The organism is Pelagibius sp., from assembly GCF_028289705.1.
GTDB lineage: Bacteria > Pseudomonadota > Alphaproteobacteria > Kiloniellales > Kiloniellaceae > Pelagibius.
The window spans coordinates 1-11,202 of record NZ_JANQOI010000091.1 but is presented as its reverse complement, the minus strand read 5'-3'; the positions used below and the strand labels follow the sequence as shown (position 1 = coordinate 11,202).

Below are 11,202 nucleotides of genomic sequence, written 5' to 3'. Positions count from 1 at the left end.
AGATGACGCGGGCGCGGGTCGAGAAGCCGTACCACAGGCCATCCGGGTGACGCAGATTGGCGGGAATGGCTTGGTCGAGCGCATCCGACTTGACCGACTCCAGCAGGCCTGCCTGCTCGGCACGCCAGATGCGGCCGGCATCGACCGTGAGCAGCACGTCGGCGGGGCTGTTCGCACCTTCGCTCTTGATCCGCTCGATCAGCGCATCGGCCTTGCCTTCGATGCGATTGATCTCGATACCAGTCTTTTCGGTGAAGCCGCTGTAGAGCGCCTCATCGGTCTGGTAGTGGCGTGACGAGTAAAGGTTCAGAACGTCTGCGGCCTGGATCGATGGGCTAAGACCCATCACCGCAGCACAGATCGCGGCCCCCAGGGCCACGCGTCGACGAGCTGTCATTTGGTCCTCCGTGGAATATCCGCTCTCGTTGCGAGTTCGGATTTTATGAAAATCATTCTCAATCGCAAGGTAAATGCAAATCACTCGCACCTGTCAAGCTTTCTCCGAGACACAAGACAAGGTTGTAGACGTTACACAGCTATATGGAAGATTGGATGTAATCAGAATAGCTAGCTAAATAATCAATTCTAATATAGCAAGAGAAACTACGCCACGAACTTCTACTATACAATACAACGCTAACGCAAATTTAAGCCGTTCCCCCGAGATTGGCCGGACAGTACTCGGGCGGCCTCCCGCGGCTGCCCGTATTTGGGGAAATCAATTGGAGCAATGATGATGTTCAAATCCGACGTCCTGCGCGGAACCGTCACGGGCGCCGCACTGCTGCTGTTCGCCTCGCCTGCGCTTGCAAGCGATGCCCATATCGCGCCGATGACCGATTTTGCCAATGCCACCGTGAAACAGTGGATCGGCAACGACCTCGTGGTTCAGGCGATCAAGGCCCAGAACAGCCGGCACGCCGGTCTCAGCCAAAGCGACATCGACAAGATGGACAAGGACTGGCGCGCCCAGACCGATGCCGGCAGCAAGCCCATGATCGATGCCGTCCTGGGCAACGCGCTGTCGCGTTTCCTTGCCGACCAGAAGAACGCCACTGGCGGCCTGGTGACCGAGATCTTTGTCATGGACAATCGTGGTTTGAACGTCGGTCAGAGCGACGTGACCTCCGACTACTGGCAGGGCGATGAAGCCAAGTGGCAGAAGACCTACTCTGCCGGGGCCGGCGCCATTTTCATCGACGAGGTGGAAATGGACGAGTCGACCCAGACTTTCCAATCCCAGCTCAGCATGTCGATTGTCGATCCCGCCAGCGGCCAGGTGATCGGCGCCATTACCGTGGGCGTCAACGTCGACGCTCTCTAGGCAACAGAGAACTGCAGAAGACCATTCAGGATATCCCGGCCAGGGATCGCATTTCGTGGAGGTTTGGTTTCGATGAGCAAGGTTGAAACGCCAGAATCGCCAAATTCAAGCGTATCCGAAGCCACAAAGGCTTCCGGGAATCGCCTGGCCGGGATTTCCAGTCTTTCCGTGGTCCGCAAGGTCATACTGACCGCCGCGGCCCTGACGTCCCTCATCCTGATCACCCTGGTGGCCATCGGCATCACCCAGTCGAGCCGGATACTGCTGGATACCGGGGAAGCCGGCTACAGCACCATGACCCGCCTGATTGCCAACAATGCGGCCGGCGGCATTCGCTGGAAGAAGCCGGAGGCCATCGAAACCGCCTACATCGATTTCGCCAATGCCGAGGACACGGCCATCGCCAATGTGGTCGCCCTGGACAAGGACGGGCAGGAGTTGACCCGCTTCGGCTCGGCGACGCTGCCGCAGGCCGATCTGAGCGCCTTCATCGAGGCAGTCCAGGGCGTAGAGGAGCGGATGGTCGAACGCACCCCGCGCCATATCCTCATCGCCAACCCGGCGCTCTCGCCGAAGGACGGTTCCTTCATCGGGTCCGTCGTCATCGCCTGGTCCATCGAGCAGCTCAACGCCGAGGTTCAAGCCGCCATGGTGCGGCAGAGCCTCGTCGCCCTCGGGGCGCTGGCCCTGCTCCTGGTGCTGCTGAGTTTCGTGACGTCGCGGCTGATCGGGCGGCCCCTGCAGACAATGCACGACACCATGGAGCGTCTTGCCGAAGGCGATACCTCGGTGGAGGTGCCCGCGCGCGAGCGGCGCGACGACATCGGCGACATCGCGCGCATGGTGCAGACTTTCAAGACCAACGCCATCGACCTCGAACGCTCGACGGCCGCCCGCGAAGCCGAGAAGGCCAGGGCCGAGGAAGAAAAGCGCCAGGCCATGCGCCGCCTGGCGGACGATTTCGAATCGAGCGTTCAGGGCGTGGTCAGCAGCGTGACCTCCGCCTCGGGCGAAGTCCAGAACACGGCCCAGTCCATGTCCGAGACGGCCGAGCGCGCCAGCCGCCAGACCAGCGCCGTCGCCTCGGCCACCGAGCATGCCGCCGGCAATGTCCAGACCGTCGCCAGCGCCACCGAGGAACTGAGCGCCTCGATCCAGGAGATCAGCCGCCAGGTCGCCCAGTCCACCACGATTTCCAACACCGCCGCCGAACAGGCGCGCAACACCAACCAGGAGGTCGGCGCCCTCGCCGATGCGGCGCAGAAGATCGGCGAGGTTCTGACCATGATCCAGGAGATCGCCGAACAGACCAACCTGCTCGCGCTCAACGCCACCATCGAGGCGGCGCGAGCCGGCGAAGCAGGCAAGGGTTTCGCCGTGGTCGCCTCGGAGGTCAAGGTGCTCGCGACCCAGACCGCCAAGGCCACCGAGCAGATCCGCGAGCAGATCGGCGACATCCAGGACGCAACCGGCAATGCCGTCACCGCGATCGCCGAGATCACCACGACGGTGGAGCAAATCAACACCATCGCCTCAGGTATTGCCTCCGCGGTGGAAGAGCAGAGCGCCGCCACCCAGGAGATCTCCCGCAATGTTCAGCAGGCCTCGGAGAGCACCAACGAGGTCTCGTCCAACATCGGCGATGTGACCGCCGCAGTCGAGGAGTCTGGCGAGTCCGCCACCACCATGCTGCGCGCCGCCAACGACCTGGCCGGCCAGTCCGCCTCCCTCAGCAGCCAGGTCGACAGCTTCCTCGCCAGCATCCGCGCCAGCTAAAAGCCGCTGGATACCTCCGTCTTCTTGGGAACCGGCCGGAACGGCCTGGCCCGGCCCGGTCAGGGGGAGAGCGTGACCTTGAAGGTCAGGCAGTCTTCGCCCTGGGTCGCCACATCCAGCGTGCTGCCCAGCCGCTTGGCGACGATGCGGGTGAAGTAGCTGTGCACCCCGCGCGGGGTCAGCTCGTCCATGTCGACCGGGTCGTTGAGCCCGGCCAGGCACTCCGGGCGCAGGTGCGCGTCCTGTCCCGTCGCGGTGACCTGCAGCTCGAAGCCACCCTGCCCCTTGGCGACAGAGACCGCCAGCTTGCCGCCGCGCGGCAGGGCCTCCTGCGCCAGGGCGACCATGTTCAGGATCAGCTTGCCGGTGCCGTCGGGAATGCCGTCGGGCGCCTGGATCGTGGGCCAATCGAGCTCTGACTTGGAGCTGGCCAGCAGGGCGGCGGTCAGGTCGCGGAGCTGACTGTAGTCCGAGCCGACCCGGGCGCCGGCCATCCCGTAGGCCAGGCGATAGAACTGCAGGATTGCCGAGGCCTGGCGCGCCGAATTGCCGGTCAACTGCATGGCATCGTCGGCCATGCCGAACTCGTCGTCGGCCAGCAGTTCGAGGCCGTTGCCGACGGCCCCGATGGGTCCGACCAGATCGTGGCAAAGCCGCGATGCCAGCAACTCGGCAACGCGCAGGTCAACAGTCATTTCCATAGTTCGTTTCCCCAGATCAAGCCCCCCGAGGCCAAGCCGCCGAGATGAAGACCCTACGGCTGGCTCCCGTTTCGGGATCCTTATACACTATGCGCTGCGTGAAATCAGCGAGGCAAACCATGACCTTACATCTTGCGCCCGGGATGCGCGTCCGGCACCCGGCCAGGCCCGACTGGGGAATCGGTCAGATCCAGTCCGTGGTGGCAGAGCGGGTCACGGTGAACTTCGAGAATGCCGGCAAGCTGCTGATCATCGCGACGGAAGTCGATCTGGAGGTGGTGGGCGAGGATGTCGGCTAGAAAGCGCTCCGGTCTGCCCTGGGTTGCGGGCTTCGCTCTGTCGCTCCTGTTCCTGATGTCCGCAATGGCGGCGGCCGCCGCCCAGAGCGTCCCCGACCAGGCGCTTCATCAGGCGGCCCGCAACGACGACCCGGAGCTGGCCGCCTTTGCCCTGGAACGGGGGGCGGACCTCGAGGTCCGCGATCAACTCGGCAACACCGCCCTGCATGTCACCGCCATGTTCGCCAGCCCGCAGGTCGCCGCCCTGTTGCTCGAACGCGGCGCCGATCCCGGCGGGGCCACCCCCGACGACGCCTGGACGGCGCTGCACTACGCCGCCTACGAAGGCCACGACCGTGTGGCCCGGGTGTTGATCGCGGCGGCGGCTCCCTTGGAAGCCCGCGAGACCGACTACGGCAACACACCGCTGCTGCTGGCAGCCCGCCGCAACAAGCGCGCCGTGGTGTCGGTGCTGCTGGCCGCGGGCGCGGAGGTCGAAGCCCGCGACCGCCGCGACGGCAACACGCCGCTGATCAACGCCGCCTTCGATCCCCTGGGCACCGCCGTGGTCGCCGAGCTGCTCGCCGCCGGCGCTTCCCCCCGGAGCGCCGCCGATGACGGCACCACGGCCCTCATGGCCGCGGCCCGGGCCGGCAGCGAAGGCAGCCTGCAGATCCTGCTGGCGGCAGGGGCCGATGCGAAGGCGGCGCGCGGCGACGGCTGGACCGCCCTGCATCTGGCCGCCGCCCACGGTCACACGCCGCTCTTTGCGGCGCTTAAAGCTGCGGGCGCGGTCGTGGACCAGAGGGCCGCGGAGGGCGAAACCGCCCTGGGCCAAGCCATCGAGGCGGGGCATGTCGACAGCGTCATCGCCCTGCTGGAGGCCGGCGCCGACCCCGACCGGCCGGGGCGCAAGGGCCGGCCGCCGGTGGTTCTGGCGGCCATGAGCGGACAGCCGGGCGCGCTCTACGTGCTGTTGAACGCCGGGGCCGCCGCCGATGCCCGCGAAGTGGAAAGCGGCAACACCGCCCTGATGCTGGCCGCCAACCGCGCCCGTCTGGAGGAGGTGCGGCTGCTGCTGGGCGCCGGGGCGGACCCCACCCTCAAAGCCAGGGACGGCTGGACCGCACTGCAGGCCGCCACCATGATCGGCGATGACGAGATCGCCGATCTGCTGCGCGCCGCGGGGGCACGGGAGTAGCGTGATCTGGTCGCGCCGGAAGACATTGCCGGCTCAGGCGGCCTGATGGGGCGCGTCAGAGACGGACGTTGGGGGTGGAGAACAGGTCGGCAGAGCTGATGCCGAGCATGCTGAGAATGACCGCACTCAGAATAGCGATCAGAACCGCCACGACACTGCCGACAATAACCGATTTCATCGTCCCAAAGGTCCTCGTAAGTCCCGCGTCTCAGTAAGTCCAAGATTCCCCGGAGGGTCAAGCGCCCCCGCTTATTGTTCTGCGCCCTCGCCCTGCCAGCGCTCCTGCGGCCCGCTTCCCGCCACCGCCCCGGTAATGCGTTGCAGATAGGCGATCAGGTCGGCGCGGTCCCGTGCCGAGGTCATACGCTGCAGCGGCATCTTGCTGCCGGGGGTGTAGTGATCGGGCCCCTCGGCAAACAGGCGGTCGATGGTCTCGGCGCTCCAGACCACATGGCTTTCGCGCAGGGCGGCTGAGTAGTTGTAACCGGCAACGGTGCCGGCGCGGCGGCCGAACACGCCGTGCAGCGTCGGCCCCGCCCGCTTGCCGCCGTCGACGGTGACGGTGTGACAGGCCGAGCACTTGCGGAACAGCTTGGCGCCGCGCTGGTCGGCCTCGTCGGTGATGGCCGCGGCCACTTCGCTCTCCACGGTTTCGCTGCCGTCAATCCCACTGCGGGCGATCTCGCTGCGCGCTGCGAGATCCCAGAGCCGGGTCACCGAGTCCGAGCCTGCCGACAGCAGGCGGCCTCCGTCTGGGGTGAAGGCAAGGGCCCAGACCGGTTCGCGGTGGCCGTTCAAGGAGGTGGTGATGCGCCGCCCCTCGATGTCCCAGAGGTTCACCGTGCCGTCGACGCCGGCCGAGGCGGCGCGGTCTCCGTCGGGCGAGACCGAAACCGCGAAGACCGGGCCGTCGTGGCCGCGCAACACCGCCATCTCCTGGCCCGTGGTGAGGTCCCAGAGACGCACCGTCTCGTCCACCGAGCCGGAGACGGCGAACTCGCCGCCGGGCAGGAAGGCCAGGGCGTTCACGCCGAAGTCGTGGTCCTCCATGACCCGCAGCAGTTCTGGCCGGCCGCCGTCCCCCGGCAGGGCCCAAAGCCGGATCGAGGAATCGTAGCTGCCGGTCAGCAGAAAACGCCCGTCCGGCGAAAAGGCCACCGCGTTCACGTTGCTGCGGTGCTCGTCCAGCACATGGGATGCCTGACGGGTTTCGAGGTTCCATAGGCGCACGGTCTGGTCCCAGCCGGCGGAGGCCGCCAGGCGCCCGTCGGGCGAGACCGCCACCCCCGCCACCTTGCCCTGATGACCTTCGAAGACATGCTCAAGGGTGGCGGCTTGAAGATCCCAGAGCCGCAGCGTGCCGTCGTCGCTGGCGGAAATCGCCCGGCGTCCGTCGCCGACCAGCGCCACCGCGTTGACCGCCCCTTCATGGTCGTCCAGCACCTCCAGCGCCTGCTGGCTCTCCAGGTCCCAGAGAATGACGCTGTAGTCGAAGCTGGCGGTGACCGCCCGGGTGCCGTCCGGCAGGACCGCCACGCCCTTGACGAAACCGCCGTGCCCGCGCAGCTCCGCCTGGGCCGCCGGTCCCCAGACCAGCAGCGGCAGGGCGCAGGCGAGAACGCGCGGCAGGCCCGTCAGACGGCCCAGCAGAGGGCGAAGGGCCCGCAGCGGCCTATTGAATATCAAAGGGCTCATGCGAGGCGGATCTGCCCAGGCGCTCGACCAGCGGCGGGACCATGGAGCGCGCAATGCGTTCCGTATCGGGCGCCAGCAACAGGTGGTAGGCATCGCCCTGCCAGATGACCTCGCGGCTCTCACGGTCGCGCAGAGTCGCGTTGATGTGGAAGCTGCTGCTGCCGATCTCCTGGGAGCCCTGACGCCCGCCCAGCACGCTGTCCTGGGTCGACGACCAGACGTTCACGTTTACGTCGACGCCGGTCGAACCCGCGCGGGCCGAGCCGAGGCTGGGACCCTGCGGCAGATCCTCTGTCGGGACCACCTTGGCCTCGAAGAGCAGCAGGAAACGGGCCTCCGCATCGTCCTTGATCTCGGCCCGTTCCTGGGCCGTAAGCTGCGCCTCGAAATCCTCCTTGAGCAGCAGATTGAGCTCGTTGTCGTCATAAGGGGCGACATGGATACCGATACCGTCAGGCAGCGGCTTGAAGGACTGGGTATTCAGCATGCCGGGAGCCGATGACGTCTCAAGGGCCGCGCCGCTGCCGTCCTGCGCGGCGGCCCCTTGGCCCATGGTGAGGGCCAGGCCCAGGCTTAGCGTGATAGCGGCGATTGCGGTCTTCAACGACAAGCGGCTGACCCCCAATTCAAGAATCGTCGGCGCGGCTGGGCGGACGGCGGCGCCTCGGCCCGGCTACTCGGCGGGATGGCTATGAGACCCGCCGGCCACCTTGGCAGCCCAGACCGAATGGTGCTCCCGCGCCCAGTTGCTGTCGACCTGGCCGCTGCCCATGGCATCGAAGGCACCTTCCATACCCACAGAGCCGATATAGATGTGGCCGACGATGATGGCAATCAGAACCAGGCCGACGATGGCGTGCCAGAGCTGGGAAAGCTGCATCTCCTGCATCATGGTCAGCTCCGTGGGCAGCGAGAAGCCGACCATGTTCAGAATCTCGAAGGTCTTCGCAAAGAACGCGAACTCAAAGGGAAACAGCAGCGCGAGTCCGGAGAGGCTGATGGAAACCCCACCCAGCACCACCGCCCAGAAGATCAGCTTCTGACCGGCATTGAACTTGGCCGCCGGCGGGTGCACGCCCTTGACGAAGAGGCCGCCGCCCTTGGCAAGCCAGACCAGGTCGAGACGGCTCGGGATGTTGTCCTTGATCCAGAGCAGGAACATCATGACGACACCGACCATGAAGGCGAAGGCCAGGAAGTTGTGGGCGTACTTGCCCGCCATGGAGATGGCCGAGAAGATCTCCGGCCCCAGCACCGGCAGCAGCACGTGGCGGCCGTACATGAGATTGAGTCCGGTGATCGCCAGCACGATGAAGGACGTCGCGGTGATCCAATGGGCCGTGCGTTCGATCATGTTGAAGCGCTCGACCGTGACTCCGCTGGCTCCGGCATCGATACGAATGCGGCCGCGCACGGCAAAGAACAGCGCGATCACGGCGACTGCGCCGAGCAGGATCCAGGCACCATAGACCGTGAGCGGCCCGTTGCGCCACGCGCGCCAATTGTCCCCCTCGGACTGGATCAGTTGCCCGGCCTGGGTATCGGGGATCGAGACTCTGCCCTGCACGCCCTGGCGCACGGCGCGCCAGAGATCGCTGTCGGCCTGGCTCCCAAGGACATTACCGGGGACCTGGCCACCGGTCGGGCTCTCACTGGGCACCGGGTCGCTGCGCTGTCCCCAGGCATCGCCGGCGAAGCCGCCGCTCAGTGTCAGAGCCGTCAAGACCAGCAGGCTCGCAAGGATGAGAAGGCGGCGGATGTCCAAGGCAGAGGAGACGGAGGCTCGCATGGCTGTTCCTTTGGAAGGACTGCTGTGCATGGGAATTGTCAGTTCAAGCGATAACGCGGATCTGGCTTCGGGTCATCGATCACCCGCCCTGAAGCGAGGTGCGGGCCCGCAAGGCATCGCGGGTCTCATCGGAAAGCTTGCTGTCTTGCGGGCCGAGGTAAGTGCCCTTCTCGTAGCGCAGGATGCGGCCCTGCTCGGCCTCGTCGCAGGCCGTCAGGCCGACGAGAAGAACCGCGCCGAGGACCAGGGAAATCGACTTGGATAGCGCCATGGTTTCTCTCTCAGCTCGTTTCAGGGCCTCAGGTGGGACGCCAAAAAGCACAGCCCGATTATGGTTAATTTTCTGTTTACGCGGCAGACAAGAAGGCATGGGAAGGGGGCGGCGCCTGGCGCCGCCCCCGTTCCGTCACGCACTCCCCCAAAAGGAGAACGAATTCACCTGCCCTCCGTCGGTTTACGAACCCGACTTCTGCTCGTAGGCCGTGCCCCAGCCCCAGGCACCCGACCCGAAGCCGCGGGCGACCACGCGCTCGCGGTAGATGTCGGACACCATGTCGCCGTCGCCGGCGAGCAGGGCCTTGGTGGCGCACATCTCCGCGCAGAGCGGCAGCTTGCCCTCGGCCAGACGGTTGCGCCCGTAAGCCGAGAACTCGGCTGCGGACATGTCCTCTTCCGGGCCACCGGCACAGAAGGTGCACTTGTCCATCTTGCCGCGGCTGCCGAAGTTGCCGGCCTGCGGATACTGCGGCGCCCCGAAGGGGCAGGCATAGAAGCAGTAGCCGCAGCCGATGCAGAGGTCCTTGGAATGCAGCACGACACCGTCTTCGGTCTCGTAGAAGCAGTCCACCGGGCAGACCGCCATGCAAGGCGCGTCGGAACAGTGCATGCAGGCCACGGAGATCGACCGCTCGCCGGGTTTGCCATCGTTGATGGTCACCACCCGCCGGCGATTGACGCCCCAGGGCACCTCATGCTCGTTCTTACAGGCCGTCACGCAGGCATTGCACTCGATGCAGCGCTCAGCGTCACAGAGGAATTTCATACGTGCCATGAGTCAGCTCCTCCCTTAGGCCGGCTCAATACGGCAGAGCGTGGCTTTGGTTTCCTGCATGTTGGTCACCGAATCGTAGCCGTAGGTCTGTGCCGTATTGCTGGCTTCACCGAGTACGTAGGGGTCGGCCCCCTTGGGATACTTGTGGCGCTGGTCCTCGCCCTGCCAATGGCCACCGAAGTGGAACGGCATGAAGGCGACACCGAGCCCCACCCTTTCGGTGACCAGGGCCTTCACCTTGACCTTGGCACCTTCGGGCCCATGCACCCAGACCATCGCCCCGTCGCGCACGCCGTTGTTGTTGGCGTCAACCGGGTTGATCTCCACGAACATGTCCTGCTGCAGCTCGGCCAGCCAGGGATTGGACCGGGTCTCGTCGCCGCCACCCTCGTATTCGACCAAGCGGCCGGAAGTGAGGATGATCGGGAAGTCGCCCGAGAAGTCCTTGGACTGGATCGACTTGTAGAGGATCGGCAAGCGGTACATCTTGCGGTCCTCGTAAGTCGGATAGTCGGCCACAAGATCGCGCCGCGAGGTGTAGAGCGGCTCGCGGTGCAGCGGCACCGGATCCGGGAAGTTCCACACCACGGTGCGGGCCTTGGCGTTGCCGAAGGGGGCGCAGCCGTGCTTGATGGCGACCCGCTGGATGCCGCCGGAGAGGTCGGTCTTCCAGTTGGTCTTGTCGCCGGCGATCTTTTCGATCGTGGCCCGCTCCGCATCGGTCAGGTCACCGTCCCAGCCAAGCTGCTTCAGCATGGCCATGGTGAACTCGGGATAGCCGTCCTGGATCTCCGAGTCGACGGGATAGGAGCCTTCGGCCAGCAGGTTGTCGCCGTCCCGCTCCACGCCGAAACGCGCGCGGAAGCAGAGACCGCCTTCGGCCACCGGCTTTGAGGGATCGTAAAGCACCGGGGTGCCCGGATGCCCCATCTCCGCCGTGCCCCAGGATGGCCAGGGCAGGCCGTAGAAATCACCGTCGGCCGGCCCGCCGCGTGCCTGCAGCGAAGTCTTGTCGAAGGTGTGCTGGTTGGCCATGTGCATCTTCAGGCGCTCCGGCGACTGGCCGGTGTAGCCGATGGTCCACATGCCGCGATTGAACTCGCGGGTGATGTCCTCGATCAGCGGCTCGTTGTTCTCGACCTTGATGTTCTTGAACATCTCGTCGGCGAAGCCGAGCTTCTTGGCCAGGAGATACATGATCTCATGGTCGGTCTTGGCCTCGAACAGCGGATCGAAGATCTTGTCGCGCCACTGGATCGAACGGTTGGACGCGGTCACCGAGCCATAGGTCTCGAACTGGGTCGCCGCGGGCAGCAGATAGGTGCCGTCCTTGCGATCGTTCATCACCGCCGCCATCGTCGGATAGGGGTCGATGATGACCAGCATG

At 65.6% G+C, this 11,202-nt stretch carries 12 protein-coding genes and 1 pseudogene; 4 read left to right on the top strand and 9 right to left on the bottom strand.

All coding sequences use genetic code 11. The features are described 5' to 3' along the window. Positions 1 to 397, bottom strand: a pseudogene (locus tag Q0996_RS12560) (Fe(3+) ABC transporter substrate-binding protein); the annotation flags it as partial. Between the two features lie 339 nt (positions 398 to 736). Between Q0996_RS12560 and Q0996_RS12555 the strand changes: the two are divergent. Together Q0996_RS12555 and Q0996_RS12550 are read left to right on the top strand one after the other, a co-directional pair. Continuing rightward, positions 737 to 1,324, top strand: coding sequence for a hypothetical protein (locus Q0996_RS12555; protein WP_299619910.1), 588 nt, complete (start codon positions 737 to 739; stop codon positions 1,322 to 1,324). Between the two features lie 168 nt (positions 1,325 to 1,492). Continuing rightward, positions 1,493 to 3,100, top strand: coding sequence for a methyl-accepting chemotaxis protein (locus tag Q0996_RS12550; protein ID WP_299619907.1), 1,608 nt, complete (start codon positions 1,493 to 1,495; stop codon positions 3,098 to 3,100). A gap of 59 nt (positions 3,101 to 3,159) precedes the next feature. Here Q0996_RS12550 and Q0996_RS12545 read toward each other — a convergent pair whose 3' ends face one another. After that, positions 3,160 to 3,801 carry a histidine phosphotransferase family protein gene (locus Q0996_RS12545; protein WP_299619904.1) on the bottom strand — a complete coding sequence of 214 codons (642 nt, stop codon included), beginning with the start codon at positions 3,799 to 3,801 and terminating at the stop codon, positions 3,160 to 3,162. A gap of 119 nt (positions 3,802 to 3,920) precedes the next feature. Here Q0996_RS12545 and Q0996_RS12540 point away from each other — a divergent pair, with 119 nt between their 5' ends. Beyond that, entirely contained in the window at positions 3,921 to 4,100 is a 180-nt protein-coding gene (locus tag Q0996_RS12540) for a DUF3553 domain-containing protein (RefSeq protein ID WP_299619901.1), read from the top strand. Beyond that, positions 4,090 to 5,280 carry an ankyrin repeat domain-containing protein gene (locus tag Q0996_RS12535; RefSeq protein ID WP_299619898.1) on the top strand — a complete coding sequence of 397 codons (1,191 nt, stop codon included), beginning with the start codon at positions 4,090 to 4,092 and terminating at the stop codon, positions 5,278 to 5,280. Before Q0996_RS12540 ends, Q0996_RS12535 begins: the two co-directional genes overlap by 11 nt. A 55-nt stretch (positions 5,281 to 5,335) precedes the next feature. On the opposite strand, the gene Q0996_RS12530 is transcribed toward Q0996_RS12535, so the two are convergent. The 7 genes from Q0996_RS12530 to Q0996_RS12500 all read right to left on the bottom strand — a co-directional run. Then, the gene (locus Q0996_RS12530) at positions 5,336 to 5,458 is read right to left on the bottom strand and encodes a hypothetical protein (RefSeq protein WP_299619895.1); all 123 of its coding nucleotides are present in this window, start codon (positions 5,456 to 5,458) and stop codon (positions 5,336 to 5,338) included. A 71-nt stretch (positions 5,459 to 5,529) separates the two neighbouring features. Further along, the gene (locus tag Q0996_RS12525; protein WP_299619892.1) at positions 5,530 to 6,975 is read right to left on the bottom strand and encodes a c-type cytochrome; all 1,446 of its coding nucleotides are present in this window, start codon (positions 6,973 to 6,975) and stop codon (positions 5,530 to 5,532) included. After that, on the bottom strand, positions 6,953 to 7,585 hold the full coding sequence (locus Q0996_RS12520; protein WP_299619889.1) for a hypothetical protein: 633 nt from the start codon (positions 7,583 to 7,585) through the stop codon (positions 6,953 to 6,955). The genes Q0996_RS12525 and Q0996_RS12520 overlap by 23 nt, the downstream gene beginning before the upstream one ends. A 63-nt stretch (positions 7,586 to 7,648) precedes the next feature. Further along, entirely contained in the window at positions 7,649 to 8,764 is a 1,116-nt protein-coding gene (locus Q0996_RS12515; protein ID WP_299619886.1) for a formate dehydrogenase subunit gamma, read from the bottom strand. A gap of 79 nt (positions 8,765 to 8,843) precedes the next feature. Then, complete coding sequence (locus Q0996_RS12510) at positions 8,844 to 9,035, bottom strand: hypothetical protein (RefSeq protein ID WP_299619883.1); 192 nt, start codon at positions 9,033 to 9,035, stop codon at positions 8,844 to 8,846. 183 nt (positions 9,036 to 9,218) lie between these two features. Beyond that, the gene (fdh3B, locus tag Q0996_RS12505) at positions 9,219 to 9,815 is read right to left on the bottom strand and encodes a formate dehydrogenase FDH3 subunit beta (RefSeq protein WP_299619880.1); all 597 of its coding nucleotides are present in this window, start codon (positions 9,813 to 9,815) and stop codon (positions 9,219 to 9,221) included. Positions 9,816 to 9,830: 15 nt separating this feature from the next. After that, a partial coding sequence (locus Q0996_RS12500) for a formate dehydrogenase subunit alpha (protein WP_299619877.1) occupies positions 9,831 to 11,202 on the bottom strand: 1,372 nt, incomplete at its 5' end.